Origin of the sequence: Brevibacterium sp. UCMA 11754, from assembly GCF_021532275.1 — a bacterium.
Taxonomy (GTDB): Bacteria; Actinomycetota; Actinomycetes; order Actinomycetales; family Brevibacteriaceae; genus Brevibacterium.
Window position 1 is genome coordinate 45286 of the sequence record NZ_JACBOT010000012.1, and the last position, 22018, is coordinate 67303.

The window sequence follows — 22018 nt, forward strand, 5'->3', positions numbered from 1 at the left end:
CTGATGAGCGCACCTTCAGCCGAAGCGATTCCGGCCATGGATCTGACCCTGCACATCGAGAGTCCCGCCGCCGGCGGCATCAGCATTGCGCGTCACGAAGGGCAGGTCGTCTTCGTCACCGGAGCGATCCCGGGGGAGACCGTGCGTGCTCGCACCGAGGCCGGAACGGCCGCGAAGTTCCTCCGCGCCGACGTCACCGAGGTGCTGGACGCCTCGGAGCATCGTGTTCGAGACCGTCGCGAGCAGTTCCTCGCCGAGGACGCGCAGAGTCCGAGACTGTTCGGTGGGATGGAGTTCGCCCATGTCGACCTCGCCCACAGCCGTGAGCTCAAGGCTCAAGCCCTGAGCGACCAGCTTTCGCGCATCGGGCATATCGACCGCAGCGTCGATGTCGCGGCAGCACCGGGGGAGACGACCGGACTGAACTGGCGGACCCGGGTCCAGCTGGCCGTCGACGGACATGGCCGCCTGGGCATGTTGGCCCCGCGTTCCCACGATGTCGTGCCCTTGGTCTCGGCTCCGTTGGCGACATCTGCCATCGCCGAGGTTGCCCTGACGTCACTGCGACTGCCGGGTGCCGATCGACTCGAGTTCGCCTGGTCAGGTGATCGCGGAGCCGCGATCGTGCGCGGTGACTGTGATCCCTCCGCGCTGACCGACCTGGCACAGGCTCTGCCTGCGCAGTGGTCAGTCCTCGCCGATGCGCGAAACGGAAGCGGCCGGAAGAGGATCAGCACCAAGGGCGGCCACACGAAACTCTCCGTGGTCAGGGGAGAGGACCAACTGATCGAAAAGGTCGCCGGGCGTGACTACCGGGTCGCGGCTGATGGGTTCTGGCAGGTTCACGAACAGGCTCCCCAGCTGCTGAGCGCTCAGGTCAATGCGGTGCTGAGCGAGAAGACACAGATGATCACGGATCTCTTCTGCGGAGTGGGGCTGTTGGGAATCAGCGCCGCCGATGCCACTGGTGCCAGGCTCTACGGGGTCGAGGGCGCGAAGTCGGCGATCGAGAACGCGAAGGTGAATGCAAAGGGCCTCAACGCCGCCTTCGACGCGTCCCGGGTGGACCGAGTGACGATTCCGAACTCTGACGTCATCGTTCTGGATCCTCCGCGTTCCGGAGCGGGAAAGGCAGTCACCCGAGCTCTGCTCGAGTCGAGTGCGAAGACGATCGTCTATGTCTCCTGCGACGCTGCCACGCTGGCTCGGGATCTGGCGGTCCTGGTCGACGGAGGATTTGCGATCGAGAGCCTGCGCGGCTTCGATCTGTTCCCACTCACTGCCCACGTGGAAACGGTCACCGTCCTCAGGCGATGACCGCATCGGGGCTGAGGCCCACCTCGGCGAGGGAGAGATCTCAATCGGCGCCCACCTCGGCGGCTGAGGATCTCAGGTTCGCGCTCTCTGGGGGAGGAGGACGAGGACGATGAGCGCGATGAAGGTGGTGAGGAAGCCCCATAGGCCCCACCATCCTGAGGAGCGGCCCTTCTCATCGGCCAGGGTTCGACAGATGACGGCGAAGATGATGCCGACGAGGAGTGCCCCGAATCCGAATCCGGCTCCGAGAGTGAACGGGTCCATGAATGCTCCTAGTTCGCAGCTGCTGATGTGACTCCAGATTAGGGACGTGCGGCACCGTTTCGCGCGGGAGTTGTCCGGACTGTGACTTGGGGAAAACCCGATTCTCAGTTCACCGACAGGCCATGCTCCGAAGGTGGTCAAGGGCGACCAAATGAGATAGAATTTATCTTGACGTCAAGATACTTTTGGAAACATTTGTGTCGCGTAAATCGGTGCGCGGCTCACGGGCTGGCCCGGTTTCTTGGATGAGTGTCGGATGAAACAGGAGAATCACGATGAGCAACGTCGATACGTTCAAATCGAAGAGCACCCTGACCGTAGGCGAAACGGATTACGAGATCTATCGCCTGGATCAGGTCCCAGGATCAGAGAAGCTTCCATTCAGCCTCAAGGTGCTGTTGGAGAATCTGCTGCGCACTGAAGATGGTGCGAATATCACTTCGGAGCATATCGAAGCCCTCGGCAGCTGGGATCCCAGTGCTGAGCCGGCTACGGAAATTCAGTTCACCCCCGCCCGTGTGGTCATGCAGGACTTCACCGGCGTGCCCTGCATCGTCGACCTCGCGACAATGCGCGAGAAGGTCGTCGAACTCGGTGGAAAGCCGGAACAGGTCAACCCGCTGGCTCCGGCCGAGCTGGTCATCGACCACTCGGTTCAGATCGACAACTTCGGCACCGCCGAAGCGATCGATCTCAACATGGACATGGAGTACAAGCGCAACGGTGAGCGCTACCAGTTCCTGCGCTGGGGCCAGACGGCCTTCGACGACTTCAAGGTCGTTCCTCCAGGCATGGGAATCGTCCACCAGGTCAACATCGAGCACCTCGCACGCGTCGTCATGCCGCGTGAGGTCGACGGTGTGCTCCGCGCCTACCCGGACACACTGGTCGGCACCGACTCCCACACCACCATGGTCAACGGACTCGGTGTGCTCGGCTGGGGCGTCGGCGGAATCGAAGCCGAGGCAGCAATGCTCGGCCAGCCCGTCTCGATGCTCATCCCTCGCGTCGTCGGCTTCAAGCTGACCGGCGAAATCCCCTCCGGCGTGACTGCAACGGACGTCGTGCTCACGATCACCGATATGCTGCGTCAGCACGGAGCAGTCGGAAAGTTCGTCGAGTTCTACGGCGAGGGCGTCTCCGCGGTGCCTCTGGCCAACCGCGCGACGATCGGCAACATGAGCCCCGAGTTCGGTTCGACCGCCGCGATCTTCCCGATCGACGAGGTCACCATCGACTACCTGAAGCTCACCGGTCGTTCGGCCGAACAGATCCAGCTGGTTGAGGACTATGCCAAGACCCAGGGTCTGTGGCACGACCCCAGCAAGGAAGTTGCGTACTCGGAGTACATCGAGCTCGATCTCTCCACCGTCGTGCCTTCGATCTCAGGACCGAAGCGCCCGCAGGACCGCATCGAACTCTCCGACGCGAAGAACCAGTTCGCCAAGGACATCCACAACTACGCGAAGCCCGGTGAGGAGAACAAGTCGGCTCCCGTCACCACCGGCGACGGATCCAGCTTCGAACTGGCCAACGGTGCTGTGGCGATCGCTTCGATCACTTCGTGCACCAACACCTCGAACCCATCGGTGATGCTGGCTGCAGGCCTCCTGGCCCGCAATGCTCGCAAACGCGGACTCAACTCCAAGCCCTGGGTCAAGACCTCCATCGCTCCGGGTTCGAAGGTCGTCACCGAGTACTACAAGAAGGCCAACCTCATTGAGGACCTCGAAGCACTCAACTTCTTCGTCGTCGGCTACGGCTGCACCACCTGCATCGGCAACTCCGGACCGCTCGATTCCGATATCTCGGAGAGCATCCAGGACAACGACCTGGCAGTCAGTGCAGTTCTCTCCGGCAACCGTAACTTCGAGGGCCGCATCAGCCCCGATGTGAAGATGAACTACCTCGCCTCGCCTCCACTGGTCATCGCCTATGCTCTGGCCGGAACCATGGACTTCGACTTCGACAACCAGCCTTTGGGCCAGGACTCGGAAGGCGTAGACGTCTACCTCAAGGATCTGTGGCCCTCGCCGGAAGAGGTCGAGTCGGTCATCGCCTCGTCGATCTCGACAGATATGTTCGACGAGGAATACGGCCGGATCTTCGAAGGTGACGACCGCTGGAAGGCGCTGCAGACGCCAGAAGGCGCCATCTTCGAGTGGGACGATGAGTCGACCTACGTGCGCAAACCCACCTTCTTCGACGGAATGGGCCTGGAAGCAGAGCCTGTTTCCGACATCAAGGGCGCACGCGTGCTGGCGAAGCTCGGCGACTCGGTCACCACCGACCACATCTCGCCTGCAGGTTCCTTCAAGGCCGACACTCCGGCCGGCAAGTACCTCATCGAGCACGGCGTCGAGCGCAAGGACTTCAACTCCTTCGGTTCGCGTCGCGGCAACCACGAGGTGATGATCCGCGGCACGTTCGCGAACATCCGCCTGCAGAACCAGCTCCTCGACGGAGTCCAGGGTGGCTTCACCCGCGACTTCACGCAGGAGGGCGGTCCGCAGACCTCGATCTTCGACGCATCCGTGAACTACGCGAATGCCGGCACCCCCCTTGTCATCCTCGGTGGCAAGGAATACGGTTCGGGATCCTCGCGTGACTGGGCTGCCAAGGGCACGAAGCTGCTCGGCGTCGAAGCTGTCATCACCGAGAGCTTCGAGCGCATCCACCGCTCGAACCTCATCGGCATGGGTGTTGTTCCCCTGCAGTTCCCCGTCGGCGAATCAGCTGATTCGCTGGGTCTCGATGGCACGGAGACCTTCTCGATCTCCGGCATCACCGAGCTCAACGAAGGCAAGACTCCCAAGACCGTCAAGGTCTCGGCAGCGAAGGAAGACGGAACCACCGTCGACTTCGACGCAGTAGTCCGCATCGACACCCCGGGTGAAGCCGATTACTACCGTAACGGCGGCATCCTGCAGTACGTGCTTCGCCAACTTGCCGGTAGTAAGTGATTTCCTCGAATATGAGGCTATCTGGCCGCTGACACACCCGGCCGTGTCTAGCTCCAGCGTCTCACATGTGCGCCCCGTCAGGCTTCGGCCTGGCGGGGCATATGTGTCTATGGCACAGTCGAGATGTCGACGCCAAAATGGGTCATTCTGCTCAGGCGTCGGGGATGCCTGTGTCTTGCAGGTGCACGACCGCTCTTCATCGCCAGTTCAGAGTCCGACCAACCCACGGGCCGGGCGAGCACTGAGGGCTCGTTGACCGCTCCTCCTCTGTCCGATTGACCCGTGTGCGCCGACGCCGTATGCTTGTACCAACACGACAGGTCCGCTTCTCTAGATGAGACGCGGGCCTGTTCTCTTTCTGCCCCGCGCCGGGGACGCGAGGACGATAAGCATATGACCACGCCGGACAGCACCTACGCCAAGCCGTTCCTGACGATCCCCGAGCAGATCCGGCGGCTGCGCGGGCGGGGCATGGACTGCGGAGCAGAGACCTTCGCTTCGGGCGTCCTTGAGCGCTACGGCTACTACCGGCTGTCGGGATACTGGCACCTCCACCGAGCTCGGCCCGAGCCACCTGCGGATCGTTTCGACAAGGACGGCCGCGAGATTCGCCTGGACTCGTTCGTGCCCGAGACGAGCATGGCCTACGTAGTCGCCCTCTACGAGTTCGACGACGAGCTGCGGGCCCGTCTGGGCAACATCATCAGCATGGTCGAGACGTCGTTTCGGTTCTACGTTGGCCACCGGCTCGGCAGGGAGGATCGGTTTGCCCATCGGCGTCCTGAGAAGCTCGGCGCGGTCCGGCCGGCGGACCAGAATGAGTCGCCCGAACCGACCACTGCCTACCGCGAATGGCTCGAGGAGTACGACCGCCACGAGAAGCGTGCGCGGGGCGACTTTATCGTGCACTTCCGCGAAACCTACGGTCCACACCTGCCGATCTGGGTGGCCACGGAGGTGATGTCCTTCGGCGTCCTAAGTGGCCTCTACGACCTGATGCCCCAAGCCGACCAGGAGATCCTTGCCGCGCGGTTCGAGATCAGCACCGCCGACGGTCGCGGCGACCGCGGTGCCCTGAGCAACTGGCTCAACAACCTTCGCAATGTCCGGAACATCTGCGCGCACTACGGCCGCCTGTGGAACCGCAGCTTCGACGTGGTCATCGACGCGCCGGGGCGGGTGCGCACGGACGCGAGCCACCTCCTGGCCCCGCTCGTCGGCGATGGCATGAGTAACAAGCTCTATGGCGTGCTGCTCATCCTGCGCCACCTGATGCTGAGCATCGCGCCGGAGCGGTCCGACGTCGTCGACGTCGCCGACCTCATCGAGGCCAGGTCGCAGGAGATCGGATTCTCCGTGGCCCAGCTCGGTTTCCCCGACGGCTGGCGGAGCAGCTCGGCCTGGGGTCGGGGCTTCTCGCTCGATCCCTCGCCGATGCTGGCGGCCAGCTTGCTCGACCGCGCCAAGTGCTGGACAGCTGCAGAGACGCGAGCCGCGCTGACTCACGCAGAGGTCACTGAGGCCGAGCATGATCGGACCCCGGAGCAGGCGTCGCGGGCGTTGAAGGCGGCCCAGCGCAGCCTGCTGCGGGCCTATCGGAAGCACCAGGTCGTGATCGAGGTCGAACTGGGGAAGACCAAGCTCTATCCCGTTTTCCAGTTTCGCGACGGCAAGATCATCGACGCCCTCGCGGAGATCAACAAGGCGTTTGCTGCGGCTTGCGAGGACGCGGAGCCAGCGCCAGTCGCCGCGGCGCTGCTGGGTTGGTGGCAGACACCGCACCCTGGACTGCCGAAAGATTCGGACGGCTCGGATCGATCGCCGGTCGACCTGCTGTACTCAGTCACCGAGCAGGACTTCGAGGCGGCAGTCGAAGACGCGGACGCCACGAGCAGCTTCGTAGTACCGAGGCGGAGCTAGCGCCCGGGCAGACGGCGTCTCATGGAACGCTGGCCTGCCAATTTTCATACTGCGGTGGTGAACGGTGGCCCGCAGCTAGGTGCACCTCGCGGGGTTCCCACGGTTCGAGACCGCGCACTTGCCGTTGGGGATTGATGAATGAAGCGCGTGGCTTCTTGGGCGCGCCTTGCGCAGATCACGCAGGTTCCTGCAGAGGAGAGAGCAGCTCGCGCCTTTCGGTAACTCAGCGTAGGACGCCGCGTGGGGTAAAGGCCTCAGCCATATCCTCGGCGATGACGATGCGCCTGTCGTGCGGAGACTGCATCCGCCGGCGCAACACTTGCGAGCCGATAATAAACCCGGGGTGATCCAGTCCAGGAATTTTGTGGACCTGTTCGAAGGGGCCGCCTTCAACTATATGAATGGTGCCCTTATGCGAACACCCCATCCCACATCGCCAGGCGCTGATTCAGACATCCGTTTGCGTGACACGGCGGTCGATCGGATGCCGCCAAACGAGCACGACGATTGTTCCCGCGAGAATCGCGGCTGTGAGCGCGAAGGGAACGGGGATCAGGGGGTCGACGAGAATCAGAAGAGCTGCTCCGGGTATGACCGTATTGACGATTTGGTCTGCATGGGACCTGATCGCCAGCGCCCATATGCCGACGACGAATACCGCTAACGGGACCGTGTAGGCGAACGATGCCCAGGGTTGATGCAACTGGCTGTGACCGGTGAGAACGTCGATCTCAACCTCGATGCCAGCGGAGAACGCTCCAGCAGCAGCGAAGATGAAGTAGTGACCGTAGCCGTAGACCAGTGAGCTCCAAATCCCGTTGATAGCGCGGTGGTGTGGCGGCCAGAAGTAGATCCACCACAGTGCCGCGGTGGCGATGAGTGTGAGAACGGCGATCGAAATCAGTGGCCCGATTGCATCGGCGTCGTGCACGGCTTCGATGATCGCGTTCGCGGAAGCCAGCAGGCTCTCGCCGAGAAGGATGAGGGTGAACAGTCCGTACCGCTCGGTGATGTGATGCGGATGCCATGGGGTCGAGCCGGTGTGGTCAGCGACGATCGGTACAGAGATCTCCGCGACGAACAGCAGGACCAAAGCGACTGGGAATAGGCCTGCCGGCAATAGCAAGGCGGTGAGCCAGAGGACCTGAACCAGGCCGATGCCGCCCGCGTAGATGAGGGTTGCGCGGCGTGCCGATCCTGCTCCTCGAGATGCGCGCAGCCATTGGGCGACGAGTGCCAGCCTCATGACGACGTACGCGAGAATCAAAACAGAGAAGTCGTGCTCCTCGAATACCGGGCCGATGCCAGAGGCGAGGACCAGTACGCCGCCCATCTGGACGATGGTCAGTACTCGGTAGAGCCAGTCATCGGTATCGAAGCTGGTGGCGAACCAGGTGAAGTTCATCCACGCCCACCAGATCCCGAAGAACACGATCAAGTAAGTGACGATGCCGTCAAGGATGTGGCCCTCGACGAGCTCGTGATGCAACTGGGCGGCCGCAATGCTCACAGCGACAACGAAGACCAGGTCAAAGAACAACTCCAGCGTGGAGGCTGTCCGCCCGGATTCGTGCGGGTCGCGCGGTCGCATGGGCACAAGGCCGAATCGAGAGGAGGTGGGCATGGTGCAGAATCCTAATCCGTTGAGAACCCCGGCGACCAGTGTTGGTCGCCGGGGTGCTCATTTGAGTCGTCGGTCAATGAGTTGGAGCACCAGTGAGGTGTGAACGAGCCACGACTGTTCCAAAAATAGTCGTCCTCGCGGCAGCCAGGGCGTGCCTCCTTGCGTGGCTCTGGAAGCACACCCTGGCTAAATCCTTAGCCGACTGCGGTGCGGGCAATCTCGGCGTCCTGTTCGGGCGTTCCACCCGAGACGCCGAGCGCGCCGATGAGCCGACCGTTCTCGTCCAGGATCGGAACGCCGCCGCCCATCAACAGGAGCCCACCGTTGGTGTGGTCGAAGTGCGGGACGGGCTCGCCGATCTGCAGGGGCGCGTTCAGCGCTTCGCTTGGTGCCTCGAACATGACTGAGGTTCGTGATTTCGCCAGCGCGAGATCGTTGGAAGCCAGCCAGGCTCCATCCATTCGCTCGAAAGCGACGAGATTCGACCCGGCGTCAAGGACGGCGAGGACTGCATTCAGTCCGAGGTCGCGGGCCTTCTCCTGCCCTGCGTCAATGATCCGGCCAGCAGCTTCGAGCGTGATCGTGGGGTGTGACATCAGCTTGGTTCCTTTCTTCTGCTCTGCCTCAGGCCTTCTGAGTCCACTCGGTTTGCTGCCACTGCTTGGCGGCATCGATGGTCTCCAGTGGCCGCATAGTCCGGTAGTCAGGATCGTTAGAGACGATGGTCTCCACCATCGCGTCGACCATTTCCTGCGGATCGGCCTGGTCGGCCAGTGAGGGTCCAAAGTCAGGCATGGGGACGTGCGCGGTCTCGGCGTCGTGCCATTGCACGTAGCTCTCAGCGCCGGTGTCGTTGAATCCAGTTCCGAAGACTCCGGGGTTAACGGTGGCGACCTTGATGCCGAACTGCTCCAGCTCGGCCTTCATGGAGCCGGCGACGGCCTCGATCGCGTGCTTAGTCGCGCAGTAGGCACCGAGGAAGGGAACGACGAGGATCCCGCCCATCGACGACGTCCACACGATTCGTCCGCTCTTTCGGGCGATCATCTTCGGCGTGATGGCCTGGACTAACTCGAGATGTCCGAACAGGTTGATGTCGAACGATTCCCGCACGCGCTGCAGCGGGATGTCGACCATTGCTCCGCCCTCCATGACGCCGGCGTTCAGGACGAGGACGTCGACGTCGAAGGAACCGGCGTGGGCAACGTCGATCGCGTCGAGAAGATTGAGCTTGATGACTTTGAGCTCGACGCCAGCCGCTTCGGCGTCCGCCCGGAGGCCACGGACCTGTGGCCAGGTCTCGGCGGCGGCGATCACCTTGTGGCCTTGACGGGCAAGCTCCAGTGCGGTTCCTTGGCCGAATCCGCTGCTGGCACCTGTGATGAGTATCTTCTGGGACATGTGAAACTCCTCTGAGTAACTATCTGGATACTTACATACGGAAGCCTGCCACATCTTGCCGGCACGGTCAATAACTAGATGGTTACCTATAGACTGAGGGCATGCCACCAGATGCAACAGACACCAAGCGACGGATCCTCGTCGCGGCACGCGGAGAGTTCGCCCAGTTCGGCCTGGCCGGCGCGCGGGTGGACCGAATTGCCAAGACGGGACGGGTCAACAAGCGATCGATCTATGTGCACTTCGGGCCGAAGGATCAGCTTTTCGACCTGGTCGTGGCAACGGCATTGACCGAGATGGCCGAAGAGGTGCCGTTCACTGCTGAGGATCTGCCGTCCTACGCTGGCGCACTGTTTGACTACTTGACTGCACGGCCCGAGGTCTTGCGGTTGACAACCTGGGCTGGTCTTGAGCGTGCCGATGCCTCGCAGGGCGAGGTTCAGGCATATGCGCCCAAGGTAGCAGCTCTGTCGGAGTCGTTCGATGATGCAGCTGTCGACGTGCTCGCTTTGTTGCTTGGCCAGATCACCGCCTGGCAGTTCGCGTCGTCTGCACTGCGCGCACATGCTGCAGAAGGACCCTGGTCAACTGAGCGTCTTCGGCGACACCGCATCCTGCTCATCGCATCAGTCGAGGCGCTCGTCAGTGTCGCGGAGGGCAGTGTCAAGGGGTCGCCTTCGCCGAGCTGAGATCTGCCCCCCACTTGTAGAGAGGTAGCACAAGGCGTGGGCTCGTTCGATCGATGCCGTGAGGACCTCACGCTCCCCACGTCCTCGTTTCTGGTTCGGCGTCTCGTGATCATCTCCCTGACAATCCACGTGACGCGGAGCCCGATCGGGCGGTGGCCTCGGTGTCAGAAGTCGGAGTCCAATACGCCTCATACGCGACGACTTTTCGAGATGCCACGACAGGTGCAGCGGCCGTCCTCAGGATTCCACACGACCGGCGACAAGGCGAGCATTCGGGGAAGGGGTGAGGCTCCCAAGTACCGCAACCGAAGCATCTCAACGGGGATAGATGGGCAGCTGCAAAGTAGTCACACACGCCTCCTAATGTGCCTCTGATCAGGAAATTTGCCTCGTCGACAGGAGCGTTCAACTACCGCACACTTCAGCGAAGCATGTCTCAGTACGTGCTGCGTCAGCTCGCGACTGCTTGATCTCAGGCTGTTGCCTCTTCGACGGCAACGCTGATTGACGAAGGCCGGTGGGTTCAACCCACCGGCCTTCGTCGTCGTTTGGACGTGAGAACCGGCGGGATCAGACAGCTGTGAGGGGCGCCCAGGGGAGTGCAACCAGACACAATCTGTGCCTGCCCAACCCTCGAGTGGACCAACTCTGCATCGTGAGGCGTTAAGATGATTCGAGCGGAAATTGCAGTATCAGACTAACTATTTTGCATTCAGGAGCGAGGCCGAATGACATTCCTCGAGTCGATGAACTCGCCATCACAGCTGCGTGAGCTCGACGATGCCGAATGCGAAGTTCTCGCGAAGGAGATCAGGGACTACCTGGTCACGGCCGTTGCCGGCACAGGTGGACACCTCGGCCCCAACCTCGGCGTGGTCGAACTCACTGTTGGTATCCACAGGGTGTTCGAGTCTCCTCACGATACGATCCTCTTCGACGTCGGTCACCAGACCTACGTTCACAAACTGCTCACCGGACGCATGGGGGACTTCTCGAGTCTGCGCCAGCGTGATGGGCTCTCCGGATACCCCAGCCGGGCCGAGAGTGAACATGACGTCATTGAGAACTCCCACGCTTCAGCATCTCTGTCCTGGGCCGACGGCATCGCCAAGGCGCATCAGCTCAAGGGCGAAAGCGATCGCCACGTCGTAGCCGTCATCGGAGACGGAGCACTCACCGGCGGTATGGCCTGGGAAGCGCTGAACACCATTGCGGCCGACAAATCGACACCACCGCGCAAGCTCATCATCGTCGTCAACGACAACGGCCGCTCCTACGCGCCGACGGTCGGCGGGTTCGCTGAGCATCTCGACGAACTGCGTACGACCTCGGGATACGAGAAGCTGCTGTCCTGGGGCAAATCGACCCTCCGGCAGTCGGGCGTACCCGGACGCGCCGCCTACAGTGCCATCCACGGGGTCAAACGAGGTCTCAAGGACATGGTCAGCGCGGAGCAGGCCGGAATGTTCGACGAGCTCGGCATCAAGTACCTCGGACCGGTCGACGGACACGACCTGCCGATGGTCGAGAAGGCGCTCCAACGGGCCAAACAATACGACGGTGGACCCGTCATCGTGCACATGATCACACAGAAGGGCCAGGGCTACGACCCGGCTCTCAACGACGACGCTGATCAGTTCCACTCCGTCGGCGTGATCGATCCGCTCACCGGCAGGTCGACACCGTCGAAGCAGACCTCATGGACGTCCGTCTTCGGCCAAGAGGTGCTCCAGATCGCGCAGACTCGAGATGACATCGTTGCTGTCACAGCGGCCATGCTCCTCCCGGTGGGTCTCGCGAAATTCGCCGAGGCATATCCGAAGCGGGTATTCGATGTGGGCATTGCGGAACAGCATGCCGTCGCGTCTGCAGCCGGCCTCTCCTACGGTGGTCTGCACCCGATCGTGTGTCTCTATGCCACCTTCCTCAACCGTGCCTTCGACCAGATCCTCATGGATGTGGCACTACACGGTCAGGGAGTCACCTTTGTCCTTGACCGTGCCGGAATAACCGGACCGGACGGCGCCAGTCACCACGGAATCTGGGACATGGCGATGCTGCGTATCGTGCCCGGCCTCAAACTGGCAGCCCCTCGTGACGCCGCGCGTCTGACGGAGGAGCTGGCCGAAGCCGTCGCCATCGAGGACGCACCGACCGTGATCCGATTCCCTCGTGGAAGCGTAGGCACGGATATTCCGGCGCTGCGCCGCCTCGATGATGGCGTCGACGTTCTGCGAGAGGTCCCAGCAGGTTCCTCCAAAGACGTGCTCATCGTCTCCGTCGGGCCGTTCGCCGGGCGCGCCCAGGAAGTGGCCGAAGAACTGGCCGACCAGGGAATCGCCTCAACGATCGTCGACCCGCGTTGGGTTCTGCCTGTGCCAGGCGGAGTCATCGACATGGCCGTCGAGCACAGCCTCGTTGCTGTCATCGAGGACGGTGTCAAGGTCGGCGGAATCGGTTCGCAGATCCGCAGCGACCTACGGGCGGCCGACTCGCGGGTCGGAGTCCTCGAACTCGGTGCCCCAGATGAGTTCCTGCCGCAGGGCACTCGCGACGAGATCCTGGAATACGCAGGACTCGACGTGGCCACAATCGTCTCCGAGATCGTTCATATTCTGCCGTCAGAGGTCAGGAACCGGGTCCAGCAGGGATCACGCAGAGCCGTCTGACTAGCAGGGCCGTCTGACCGGCAAGAACCTCAGGCTGCAGGCAAGGTCTCGATGGCGTCTCTGAGCACCGGTGCGCTCAATTCGACCTGCCATGGCCTGGCCCCGCGTTCGACGAGGAACTCCTCGACGTTGACTCGCGGCTGAGCGCCGAGGGCCTTGACGATGGCGGGCTGCAGCAGCACGTCGTGAGGAATGTCGTGCTCTTCGGCCAGCTCTGCCATCGCAGCTTTGAGAGCCGAGACCCGATCCTTGATATCTGTGTGGCTGAACGGCGTCCGTGTCTGAACTATGTTGGCTTCCCTCCGCCCCGGCAGCTCGTCAACCGTCAGTCGGGTCGCTTTGCGGTAGGCCCGGTAGAGCCGGCCGGAGTCGGCGCGGGAGAGTTTGGGCCACGTTGCCATGATGTCGTCGCTCGAGTGCACTCGGGACTGAGCGAGGGCGACCAGGTCCCGATCACGCAGAATACGCGATGGAGCGGTATCGGTCTCGGCAGCCATCTCATCGCGAGCAGTCCACAGCTCCCGCACCTTGGCGATGTCCTTGCGTGACTTGAGTTTGGTCAATCCGTGTGTCCGGCGCCAGGGCTCAGCGAAGTGTTTGGGCTCGAAATCAAGGAGATGTTCGAACTCCTGCGAGGCGAACTCCCACTTATCGGCATCGATGAGCGCTTCACGGAGGATGTCGCGGATGGGCAGCAGGACCTCGACGTCGAGGGCGGCATAGTTGAGCCACTCCTTCGGCAGCGGTCGCTTCGACCAGTCGGCAGCAGAATGCTCCTTGGCCAAGCGGACACCGAGAGTCCTCTCAGCCACGGCGGCCAGACCGAACTTGTCCCATCCGAGCATGCGGGCAGCGAGCTCGGTGTCGAAGAGCGCCTCCGGCCGCATGCCGCGCTCCTGCAGGCAGGGCAGATCCTGAGTCACTGAGTGAATGACCCATTCATCTGCGCCGAAAGCCGCGTTGAGAGGGCTGAGGTCCGCAAGCACTTCCGAATCGAGCAGGAAGGTTCCTGCATTCGCGCGTCGCAGCTGAACCAGGAATGCGCGCTGGCCATATCTGATGCCCGATGCGCGCTCGGCATCGATGGCGATGGGGCCGGATCCGTGTGCGAGCTCGTCACAAGCCGTGGAGAATTCTGCTTCGGAGTCGACGAGCGGCGGAACGCCATGAGCGGGTGTGGCCAAGAGCGGTAGTTCGGTTGTCATCGACGTCGCCCGGGCAGGGCTGAAACTCCTTCAGGAAGCGGTGGCAGTCCGGCAACTGTGCACAGCAGATCAATCCAGGCTTCGAAGTGATCGCCGATCAGTTCCGGCTCCGCGATCACGGGGGTCCATGAAGCGCGCAGCTCCAAGTCTATCGTGGACGACCGGTCGGCAAGAGTGCCGAAACTCTCGGAGAGGACGCGGGTCGTCGTGCCTCCAGCGGCGACGACCTCGCAGTCATTTGCTTCGAGGGCCTCTTCGAGCCAAGTCCAGGCCACAGGGCCGAGCATCGTCTCATTGCCGAGTTCGTGCTCGAGCTCGGCGCGGATGTAGGACACGACACGGAACTGGCCCTCCCACTCCTCGGGGGAGCTGGGATCATAGAGGACGACGATGCGGCCCGTAGCCAATTCGTCGATCGCTTCGCCACTGGCTCGAAGAAAGGTCTCATCGGCACTGACCTCGGCACCCAACGCGTAGGAATACGGCGCCAAGCGAGCCGGCGCCGGTATTTCAGAGATCGAGACGTTGTTCGTGTTCCGAGCTTCGCGCAGAACCGAAGTCACGGCGGAGAACTCCGACGGAATGCGATTGAGAGGTGAGGTGTTGACCACACTTGCCACGATAGATCAGGCCACGGTAGAGGTGAATCGTCCACGCCGTGATGGGACCAAGAGTTTTCACCCGCACCTGCGATCAAGACGCAGTGTCTTGAAACCGGAATCCGATGGGCATCCATCCGCCCGAGATGGGAGGATGGGGGCATGACTTCAACCTTGTTGCCCGCCCTGCGCGGAGAGCAGATTGCGCACACTCCGGTCTGGTTCATGCGGCAGGCCGGCCGATCACTTCCCGAATATCGCGAGCTTCGTGCAGGAACTGCGATGCTCGATGCCTGCCGCACCCCGGACCTCGTCTCAGAGATCACCTTGCAGCCGGTGCGCAGGCATGGTGTGGACGCCGCCATCTTCTTCTCCGACATCGTGGTCCCGCTGCAGGCGGCCGGTGTCGACGTGGAGATCGTCCCCGGCACAGGGCCCGTGATCGCGAATCCGATCCGCAGTCGCGCCGATGTCGAAGCATTGGCAGAGCTCGAACCCGACCAGATCCCAGACATCGCAGAATCCATCGGCCGGATCGTCGAAGAACTGGCAGGGCAGACACCACTCATCGGCTTCGCCGGTGCCCCCTTCACACTGGCCAGCTACCTCATCGAGGGCGGACCGAGCAAGAACCATGAGAAGACCAAATCCCTCATGGCCGCGGACCCCGAGACCTTCTCCCTACTGCTGAGCAAGCTCGCTCGGATCTCCTCGACCTTCCTCGACGTGCAGCTGGGCGCCGGAGCCTCCGCGTTCCAGCTCTTCGACTCCTGGGCCGGATACCTGTCCCGACGTGACTACGAAGCCCACGTCCTCGAACACTCCAGCGCGGTCTTCGAATCGCTGCGCCATCACGAGGTGCCGAGCATCCACTTCGGTGTTCAGACAGGTGAACTGCTGACCTCCATGTCGCGAGCAGGCTCCACAGCAGTCGGCGTCGACTTCCGCGTCGACCTGACCGATGCCTCGACACGCGTGCAGCCGGGCCAGCCGTTGCAGGGCAACCTTGATCCGGCCCTGCTCTTTGCTCCATGGGAGGCTCTGGCCCCGCGCATCGAGGAGATCGTGAGGCAGGGACTCGAACATGAGGCGGGATTCGTCTTCAACCTCGGCCACGGAGTCCTCCCCGACACCGATCCCGAAGTGCCCGGACGGATCGTGGCCGAAGTCCACCGCGTCTCCGCAGAGATCCTGTCCGCACGGGGCTGAGACGATGAGCCACATCACGATCGTCGGAGGAGGCATCTCCGGGCTCGTCACCGCCTATCGTCTGGCACCCGACCATCAGATCACCCTCCTCGAGGCCGACGCGCGCCTCGGCGGGTGTCTGCACTCGACGACCTTGGCCGGTGCAGTGTCGGTGGGCCTCGACACCGGAGCCGAAGCCAGCCTGTACCGGCGCCCGGAGACGAAGGACCTCGCCGCGGAACTCGGATTGGACGTCGAATTCCCCTCGACGGCACACAGCTCCCGCGTGCTGTCGAAGGGACGTCTCCACCCGATTCCCAAACGCACCGTCATGGGAGTGCCTGGCAACGGCGCCGAGGTCAGGGACCTCCTCGGCGAAGACGTCAGTGACCGAGTCGCTCGCGAGGTCATCACGGACCCGATCGAGGGTTCGGACGTGTCGTTGGGGGACTTCCTGACGGACCGCCTCGGCGCCGATCTCGTCGATACGCTCGTCGACCCGCTGCTCGGGGGAGTGTATGCGGGACGGTGTCGTGACCTGTCACTGGCGTCGACGGTGCCCGCTCTGCTGCCGGCAGCCCTCGAGGGGACCTCCGTGCTCGACCTCGTTCAGAGCCTGTTCGCTGCGCGTGACGCACAGTCCGCAGCCGGCGCAGAGGCCGCGGGCCCGCATCCGGTGTTCATGAGCCTCGTCGGCGGGATCAACCGCCTTGTCCCGGCGCTCGAGCAACACATCCGCGAACTCGGCGGCACCATCCACTCCGGCGCGCAGGTGACGTCCGTTCAGGCCGAGGGGGACCGATGGGTGGTGGCGACCGAGGACTTCGACGTCGATTGCGATGGCGTCGTCCTCGCCACCCCGGCGCATGTGACGAAGGATCTCCTCGCCGAGGTGGCCCCTGAGTCCGCTTCGATGCTCGCATCCGTGCCCTACGCTTCGACCGCTCTGATCCCGGCCCTCGTCGAAGTCGGAGACCGTGAACTCGAAGGATCCGGATTCCTCGTCCCACCGACAGAGAGCTCATTCATCAAGGCCTCGACGTTCGTGTCGAACAAATGGCCCTGGATGCGTGAGCGCATTCCCGAGGGCACCGCCTTGATCCGGATGAGCATCGGGCGATACGGGGACGGGCCGGGAGGCTGGCAGGATTGCGGGGATGATGAGCTCGTCGCGCGCGCCTTCGCGGACTGGCAGTCCATCGCCGATCGCCGCTCAGATCGGCTCATCGCGGCCGAGGCCCACCGGTGGCAACATGCTCTGCCGCAGTATCTGCCGGGCCATGCCGAGACGGTGGCGAGAATCGACGAGGAGATCGCCGGAATCGCCGGCCTCGAACTGGCAGGTTCGGCATACTTCGGTGTGGGCATCCCCGCCTGCATCGACCGGGCCGAGACGGTTGCCCGGAGAATCACCTTTTAAGAACTGACGCACACAGAAGACTGACACACAGCAGAAGGAGCAGGAATGAGTGAATACTCGAAGCCCACGGACGAGCAGATCGAACAGGCGAACAATGAGACGCGCTATATCGCGTACTCTGTCTTCGCCTCGGCGGGCGAACTCGGCGATGCCGACCGTGCCGAACTCGCCGACGAGGTCCACGAAGCTCTCGCCCCATTGCAGGATCAGGGCCTCGTCGTCCGCGGAATCTACGATGTCTCTGCTCTGCGCGCGGATGCAGATGTGATGTTCTGGTGGCATGCGCCGACCATCGAACTCGTTCAGGCTGCCTATTCGGCAGTGCGTCGCAGCATGCTGGGAGGGATCCTCGAACCGGTCTGGTCGGTCGTGGGCCTGCACCGCCCGGCCGAATTCAACAAGGCACATCTGCCGGCGCTGCTGACCGATGACGAACCGGGCAAGTACATCTGCGTCTACCCCTTCGTTCGGTCCTACGACTGGTATCTCCTCGATCCCGCAGAGCGCTCCACGATGCTGCGCGATCATGGTATGGCTGCCGCGGGCTACAAGGACATCAAAGCCAACACGATCGCCTCCTTCGCCCTCGGCGACTACGAATGGCTGTTGGCCTTCGAGGCCCCGGAACTGCACCGCATCGTCGACCTGATGCGCGACCTTCGCAACACCGAGGCTCGTCTTCACGTGCGCGAGGAGGTTCCGTTCTACACCGGACCGCTCCGTGAACTCGTCGATATCATCAGCGACTGGCGCTGATTCTCACCGGCCGTTTCGAAGTGACGCTCACGTAGCCTGTGGTCATGATGACTGCAGATGGCTCGGCCGGCGACGCCGACTACGGGATGATCGGTTCAGGCTACCGGAAGTTCAGGCGCCCGGAGCCGGAATTTGCTCGCGCAATCCAGACTGCGCTCGGAGATGCCCGAAACATAGTCAACGTCGGCGCCGGCGCCGGATCCTACGAACCCGATGATCGCGAGGTCATCGCGGTGGAACCTTCGGCCGCGATGCGGGCACAGCGGACAATTGATCAGGCACCGGTCGTCGACGCCAGTGCGGAGTCATTGCCGTTTGCCGACGATGCCTTTGACGCGGCCTTGTCGACATTCTCGATCCATCAATGGCAGAATCTCGACGCTGGTCTGCGCGAGATGCGGCGGGTCACTCGCGGCCCCGTGGTCATCATGACCTGTGATCCGGAGCGAGTGGAACGATTCTGGCTCAGAGACTTCGCTCCAGAGGTGATCGGGACCGAAGCGCGACGTTATCCGAGCCTCGAACGCATCACAGCGTGTCTTGGGGGTGCGGTCGAGGTCGAAAGCCTGCCGATTCCCTTCGGCTGCGTCGACGGCTTTGCCGAGGCCTATTTCGGGAGGCCGGAGATGTTTCTTGACCCTGGAGCGCGGAAGGCGAACTCCGCGTGGAGTTTCGTGTCAGAGGATTCGGCCCTGCGTTCGGTGAGGAGCTTGGAACACAGTCTCAACGACGGCAGCTGGGACATTGCGCATGGCGGCTTGCGGACCGCTTCGCACTTCGAAGGATCCCTGGTCCTGATCACAGCAGAAGACTGATCAGAGCGAAGGACTGTTCACTCAGGCTGCTTCTTCTCCACCACGTACGAGTGTCCATTGGCGTCTGTGCGCATCTCCAGCCCCATCGCGTCGAGCCGTTCATGTCGCAGGTGCTCGTCCTCGTAGTAGCCGCCGGGACGGGAATTGTCGACTTGTGCAGGCCCGACGATCTTGCGGAAGAAGCGATTGAGCCACGCAACGCGTCGCTGGGGATCGTGTGAGTCTGACATGAGAGTCCATTCGAAGTCTAAAGGCCGAGCTGCGGCACTCTTGAAGCGAAGCTGATGAATTCATTGTACACTAACCATTAGTGCACTAACTAAATGATGTGCCTCCCCGGAAGGATGAGAAGCGATGTCGACCACCCACGATCCTCTGGCTCTGGAGAGTCAGGTCTGCTTTGCCCTGGCCGTCGCCTCGCGCGGAGTGATCTCCGCCTATCGTTCGGTGCTGGAACCGATTCATCTGACCCATCCGCAGTACCTGGTCATGTTGGCTCTGTGGCAGCATGAAACGCTGCCTGTGAGGAGGATCGCCGAGCTGCTCCGCCTCGAGGCTGCGACGGTGTCGCCGCTGATCAAACGCCTCGAAGCACTGGACTACGTGGAGAAGCGACGCAGCAGCCACGACGAAAGAGTCGTCGAAGTCTCATTGACTGACACGGGTGCGAGGCTGCGGGCGACGGCTGAGACGATTCCTGGGCAGATGATGACTAAACTCGATATGGATGAAACACAGCTACGCGAACTTCACTCCACTATGACGAAGATCATCGCCGCAGCCGACGCCTCTCACGCCGCCGATTGAGCCGCCGCGGGACCCCGGGCGCTCGGAACCCTTTAGGCGGACGAGGCATCCGCCGGGCGTGACATCGGGGTGTGCTCAATCCCGTCCTCGAGGAACCGCGGACCATTCGGGCCGAATCCGAAGCTCATGTAGAACCCCTCGAGGTGAGATTGGGCGTTGAGTGTCAGCAGTCGGTGACTGTGGCCGGCAACGAGCTCGCCGATCAGCCGCCGACTCCAGCCTTGGCCGCGCACGTGCGGGTTCGTCACGACCCGACTGATGCTGCGGGCTCCCGGCTCAAAGGCCGGGCCGTCGGGAAGATCGGGCGGGAGGATACGGGCGTAGGCCCTGGGAGCAAGACTGCGCCCCACCTCGGCGCCGTGGCTGTCCTGCATGGTCCTGGCATCATCGGGGTAGAAGGCGTGCAGGGTCTGCGGCAGCGTGTCGACTCCGTCCTGATCGAGGAAGATGCAGTTCTGCTCGACGACGAAGACCTGGGACCGCAGCTGGACGATCCCGTAGAGCTCAGTGACCGTCAGCTCGTCGAAGGACTTGATGACGAGCGGTGATTCTTCGCTCATTCCTGACCGTCGACGAGTCGCAGAGAGATCGAGTTCAGGCAGTACCGCAGATCGGTGGGGGTGTCGTAGCCTTCTCCCTCGAAGAGGTGGCCCATGTGCGAATCGCAGTTCGCGCACCGGACCTCGACGCGCTCCATGCCCATTGACGAATCGCGGAGGTAGCGGACCCGATCCTCGGCCAGGGGAGCGTAGAACGAGGGCCAGCCGCAGTGCGAGGAGAACTTGGTATCGGAGGGGAACAGGTCTGCTCCACAGGCACGGCACTGGTACATTCCGACGCTGGTCGTGTCGACGTATTCGCCGGTGAACGGACGCTCCGTGCCGCCTTCGCGCAGCACCGCGAATTCATCAGGAGTGAGTACGTCCTGCCAGCGGATCTCCTCGGGATTGTCTTCTGTGTTGACGTTCGGCGACTGACTCATCGCGACCTCCGGTGCTTGTCGATATCTGTTGGAGTCCATTGTCCCACCGCTGCCGGACACGCAGGAGTCCGTCTCCGGCGATGGCTGATGGAGCAGCGAGCTGGCTCTGAGAGCCCTCTCACCTGCACAACAGCGTTTGGAGACTTCTCATTCCTTGGGTGACAATGAAGTCAGGAGGTATTCATGGTTCGCGACACTAAATTCCCGACTCGCCTGCTTCTGGCTTCGGTGGGTGTCGGTGCTGGGATCGGCGCCGTGATCTCGGTGGCGTCCTCGGGGCTGGCCGTCTATTTCGCGCGAAAGATCGTGGTTCCCGAAAACGCGCCGGAAGAACTCGAGGTTCTCCACATCGACGGATTCCCGCCCAATATGCGCATCCATCTGCCCGCCGATGAAGAGACGACGGTGCGAGGCACCTATGGCCTCTACTTCAACCAGGGCGCCGGCCATGCCGTGATCGGTGACATCGTCGAGTATGACCCGCGGTCGAGAACCGTCTCTCGAGAGATCCTCTCGGTCACCCGCGGAGACATCAAGCGTGCCTCTCACGGTCGTTGGACGGGCATCGTGTACCCGGAGCCCTTGGCTGCAGGAGTCAACGCCGAGGACATCGAGATCGAATCCGACGCGGGAAGACTGCCTGCCTGGCTGCTGCCCACTGACCATCCCGAACCTCATGACACCTGGGCGATCCTCGTCCACGGCCGCGCCAGCACCCGAGCCGAGGGCCTGCGAGCCGCCCCAATCCTCAATACGCTGGGCGTCCCGGCGATCGCCATGTCCTACCGCAGCGACGCCGAGGTCAGGGTCGAGACGACCTCCCGCTACGGCCTCGGCGACACCGAATGGATCGATGTGGACGCCGCGATCGACTTCGCTGTGTCACAGGGCGCCCGCGACGTTGTCCTCTTCGGCTGGTCGATGGGTGGGGCCATCGCCCTGCAGGCCGCCTCCCGTGGTCGAAACAGACGGTACGTGAAGGCTCTCGTCCTCGACGGTCCCGTCGTCGACTGGGTGAATGTCCTCGACGGCCAGGCTCGGCGCAATATGCTTCCGACGCCCATCGCCAAACTCACGCTGGAGATGATCACCCAACCGTGGGCGCGACCGATCACCGGACTGCAGACGCCTTTGGACCTCGGCAGGCTGGACTGGGTGACACGGGCTGCGGAACTCGACGTTCCGGTGCTGCTCATCCACTCAGACGACGACGAATTCGTGCCGTCTTCGCCGTCCCACGCGCTGGCGTCAGTGCGTCGTGACCTCGTGACGATGCCCGTCTACGATAAGGCCCGCCACACCAAGGAATGGAACATCGACCCAGTCCGCTGGGAAGACGATGTGGCGAACTTCCTCGAAGCGAAGATCCTGCCCAAGACCTGAGTGTCTCGCTCCTCGG

Annotated in this window: 20 protein-coding genes; 11 read left to right on the forward strand and 9 right to left on the reverse strand. The window is 62.7% G+C overall.

Going from position 1 to position 22018, the window contains the following annotated elements; genetic code table 11:
- Window positions 1-3: 3 nt before the first annotated feature.
- Window positions 4-1317, forward strand: a complete 1314-nt coding sequence (locus tag HX613_RS07160; RefSeq protein WP_235344706.1) for a class I SAM-dependent RNA methyltransferase — start codon at window positions 4-6, stop codon at window positions 1315-1317.
- Window positions 1318-1389: 72 nt separating this feature from the next.
- On the opposite strand, the gene HX613_RS07165 is transcribed toward HX613_RS07160, so the two are convergent.
- A complete protein-coding gene (locus tag HX613_RS07165) occupies window positions 1390-1581 on the reverse strand; it encodes a hypothetical protein (protein WP_143923748.1) in 192 nt (63 codons plus the stop codon).
- Window positions 1582-1856: 275 nt separating this feature from the next.
- On the opposite strand from HX613_RS07165, the gene acnA reads away from it, so the two are divergent.
- The gene (gene acnA / locus HX613_RS07170; RefSeq protein ID WP_235344707.1) at window positions 1857-4544 is read left to right on the forward strand and encodes an aconitate hydratase AcnA; all 2688 of its coding nucleotides are present in this window, start codon (window positions 1857-1859) and stop codon (window positions 4542-4544) included.
- A 393-nt stretch (window positions 4545-4937) separates the two neighbouring features.
- Window positions 4938-6464, forward strand: coding sequence for an Abi family protein (locus HX613_RS07175; RefSeq protein WP_235344708.1), 1527 nt, complete (start codon window positions 4938-4940; stop codon window positions 6462-6464).
- A gap of 448 nt (window positions 6465-6912) precedes the next feature.
- On the opposite strand, the gene HX613_RS07180 is transcribed toward HX613_RS07175, so the two are convergent.
- The 3 genes from HX613_RS07180 to HX613_RS07190 all read right to left on the reverse strand — a co-directional run bounded on the left by HX613_RS07180 (window position 6913) and on the right by HX613_RS07190 (window position 9489).
- Window positions 6913-8088 carry a low temperature requirement protein A gene (locus tag HX613_RS07180; RefSeq protein ID WP_235344709.1) on the reverse strand — a complete coding sequence of 392 codons (1176 nt, stop codon included), beginning with the start codon at window positions 8086-8088 and terminating at the stop codon, window positions 6913-6915.
- Window positions 8089-8282: 194 nt separating this feature from the next.
- Window positions 8283-8684 (reverse strand): GlcG/HbpS family heme-binding protein, encoded by a 402-nt coding sequence (locus tag HX613_RS07185; RefSeq protein ID WP_235344710.1) that lies wholly within the window; start codon window positions 8682-8684, stop codon window positions 8283-8285.
- 28 nt (window positions 8685-8712) lie between these two features.
- A complete protein-coding gene (locus HX613_RS07190) occupies window positions 8713-9489 on the reverse strand; it encodes an SDR family oxidoreductase (RefSeq protein WP_235344711.1) in 777 nt (258 codons plus the stop codon).
- Between the two features lie 101 nt (window positions 9490-9590).
- On the opposite strand from HX613_RS07190, the gene HX613_RS07195 reads away from it, so the two are divergent.
- Both HX613_RS07195 and dxs read left to right on the forward strand, forming a co-directional pair.
- On the forward strand, window positions 9591-10178 hold the full coding sequence (locus tag HX613_RS07195) for a TetR family transcriptional regulator (protein WP_105552377.1): 588 nt from the start codon (window positions 9591-9593) through the stop codon (window positions 10176-10178).
- 728 nt (window positions 10179-10906) lie between these two features.
- A complete protein-coding gene (dxs, locus tag HX613_RS07200) occupies window positions 10907-12847 on the forward strand; it encodes a 1-deoxy-D-xylulose-5-phosphate synthase (protein WP_235344712.1) in 1941 nt (646 codons plus the stop codon).
- 29 nt (window positions 12848-12876) lie between these two features.
- Here dxs and HX613_RS07205 read toward each other — a convergent pair whose 3' ends face one another.
- Window positions 12877-14052, reverse strand: coding sequence for an HRDC domain-containing protein (locus tag HX613_RS07205; protein WP_235344713.1), 1176 nt, complete (start codon window positions 14050-14052; stop codon window positions 12877-12879).
- The gene (locus HX613_RS07210; protein ID WP_235344714.1) at window positions 14049-14663 is read right to left on the reverse strand and encodes a DUF3000 domain-containing protein; all 615 of its coding nucleotides are present in this window, start codon (window positions 14661-14663) and stop codon (window positions 14049-14051) included. Before HX613_RS07210 ends, HX613_RS07205 begins: the two co-directional genes overlap by 4 nt.
- 150 nt (window positions 14664-14813) lie before the next feature.
- On the opposite strand from HX613_RS07210, the gene hemE reads away from it, so the two are divergent.
- From hemE to HX613_RS07230, 4 genes are read left to right on the forward strand one after another with little or no spacing between them, the layout of a single operon-like run.
- On the forward strand, window positions 14814-15860 hold the full coding sequence (gene hemE, locus HX613_RS07215) for a uroporphyrinogen decarboxylase (protein WP_235344715.1): 1047 nt from the start codon (window positions 14814-14816) through the stop codon (window positions 15858-15860).
- A gap of 4 nt (window positions 15861-15864) precedes the next feature.
- Entirely contained in the window at window positions 15865-17259 is a 1395-nt protein-coding gene (hemG, locus tag HX613_RS07220) for a protoporphyrinogen oxidase (protein WP_235344716.1), read from the forward strand.
- Window positions 17260-17304: 45 nt separating this feature from the next.
- A complete protein-coding gene (hemQ, locus tag HX613_RS07225) occupies window positions 17305-18015 on the forward strand; it encodes a hydrogen peroxide-dependent heme synthase (protein ID WP_235344717.1) in 711 nt (236 codons plus the stop codon).
- Window positions 18016-18059: 44 nt separating this feature from the next.
- Entirely contained in the window at window positions 18060-18830 is a 771-nt protein-coding gene (locus HX613_RS07230) for a class I SAM-dependent methyltransferase (protein WP_235344718.1), read from the forward strand.
- A gap of 17 nt (window positions 18831-18847) precedes the next feature.
- On the opposite strand, the gene HX613_RS07235 is transcribed toward HX613_RS07230, so the two are convergent.
- The gene (locus tag HX613_RS07235) at window positions 18848-19060 is read right to left on the reverse strand and encodes a hypothetical protein (RefSeq protein WP_143921870.1); all 213 of its coding nucleotides are present in this window, start codon (window positions 19058-19060) and stop codon (window positions 18848-18850) included.
- Window positions 19061-19184: 124 nt separating this feature from the next.
- On the opposite strand from HX613_RS07235, the gene HX613_RS07240 reads away from it, so the two are divergent.
- Window positions 19185-19637, forward strand: coding sequence for a MarR family winged helix-turn-helix transcriptional regulator (locus HX613_RS07240; RefSeq protein WP_235344719.1), 453 nt, complete (start codon window positions 19185-19187; stop codon window positions 19635-19637).
- A 32-nt stretch (window positions 19638-19669) separates the two neighbouring features.
- Here the strand turns inward: HX613_RS07240 and HX613_RS07245 are convergent, their stop codons facing one another.
- Window positions 19670-20197, reverse strand: coding sequence for a GNAT family N-acetyltransferase (locus HX613_RS07245; RefSeq protein ID WP_235344720.1), 528 nt, complete (start codon window positions 20195-20197; stop codon window positions 19670-19672).
- Window positions 20194-20619, reverse strand: a complete 426-nt coding sequence (msrB, locus tag HX613_RS07250; protein WP_198396365.1) for a peptide-methionine (R)-S-oxide reductase MsrB — start codon at window positions 20617-20619, stop codon at window positions 20194-20196. The genes HX613_RS07245 and msrB overlap by 4 nt, the downstream gene beginning before the upstream one ends.
- A gap of 183 nt (window positions 20620-20802) precedes the next feature.
- Between msrB and HX613_RS07255 the strand changes: the two genes are divergently transcribed.
- Window positions 20803-22002, forward strand: a complete 1200-nt coding sequence (locus HX613_RS07255; RefSeq protein ID WP_235344721.1) for an alpha/beta hydrolase — start codon at window positions 20803-20805, stop codon at window positions 22000-22002.
- Window positions 22003-22018: the final 16 nt, after the last annotated feature.

Bases quoted from the DNA above. Each gene is read 5' to 3' on its own strand.
- HX613_RS07160 (WP_235344706.1), top strand. From the start codon at position 4: ATGAGCGCACCTTCAGCCGAAGCGATTCCGGCCATGGATCTGACCCTG.
- HX613_RS07165 (WP_143923748.1), bottom strand. From the start codon at position 1,581: ATGGACCCGTTCACTCTCGGAGCCGGATTCGGATTCGGGGCACTCCTC.
- acnA (WP_235344707.1), top strand. From the start codon at position 1,857: ATGAGCAACGTCGATACGTTCAAATCGAAGAGCACCCTGACCGTAGGC.
- HX613_RS07175 (WP_235344708.1), top strand. From the start codon at position 4,938: ATGACCACGCCGGACAGCACCTACGCCAAGCCGTTCCTGACGATCCCC.
- HX613_RS07180 (WP_235344709.1), bottom strand. From the start codon at position 8,088: ATGCCCACCTCCTCTCGATTCGGCCTTGTGCCCATGCGACCGCGCGAC.
- HX613_RS07185 (WP_235344710.1), bottom strand. From the start codon at position 8,684: ATGTCACACCCCACGATCACGCTCGAAGCTGCTGGCCGGATCATTGAC.
- HX613_RS07190 (WP_235344711.1), bottom strand. From the start codon at position 9,489: ATGTCCCAGAAGATACTCATCACAGGTGCCAGCAGCGGATTCGGCCAA.
- HX613_RS07195 (WP_105552377.1), top strand. From the start codon at position 9,591: ATGCCACCAGATGCAACAGACACCAAGCGACGGATCCTCGTCGCGGCA.
- dxs (WP_235344712.1), top strand. From the start codon at position 10,907: ATGACATTCCTCGAGTCGATGAACTCGCCATCACAGCTGCGTGAGCTC.
- HX613_RS07205 (WP_235344713.1), bottom strand. From the start codon at position 14,052: ATGACAACCGAACTACCGCTCTTGGCCACACCCGCTCATGGCGTTCCG.
- hemE (WP_235344715.1), top strand. From the start codon at position 14,814: ATGACTTCAACCTTGTTGCCCGCCCTGCGCGGAGAGCAGATTGCGCAC.
- hemG (WP_235344716.1), top strand. From the start codon at position 15,865: ATGAGCCACATCACGATCGTCGGAGGAGGCATCTCCGGGCTCGTCACC.
- hemQ (WP_235344717.1), top strand. From the start codon at position 17,305: ATGAGTGAATACTCGAAGCCCACGGACGAGCAGATCGAACAGGCGAAC.
- HX613_RS07230 (WP_235344718.1), top strand. From the start codon at position 18,060: ATGATGACTGCAGATGGCTCGGCCGGCGACGCCGACTACGGGATGATC.
- HX613_RS07235 (WP_143921870.1), bottom strand. From the start codon at position 19,060: ATGTCAGACTCACACGATCCCCAGCGACGCGTTGCGTGGCTCAATCGC.
- HX613_RS07240 (WP_235344719.1), top strand. From the start codon at position 19,185: ATGTCGACCACCCACGATCCTCTGGCTCTGGAGAGTCAGGTCTGCTTT.
- HX613_RS07245 (WP_235344720.1), bottom strand. From the start codon at position 20,197: ATGAGCGAAGAATCACCGCTCGTCATCAAGTCCTTCGACGAGCTGACG.
- msrB (WP_198396365.1), bottom strand. From the start codon at position 20,619: ATGAGTCAGTCGCCGAACGTCAACACAGAAGACAATCCCGAGGAGATC.
- HX613_RS07255 (WP_235344721.1), top strand. From the start codon at position 20,803: ATGGTTCGCGACACTAAATTCCCGACTCGCCTGCTTCTGGCTTCGGTG.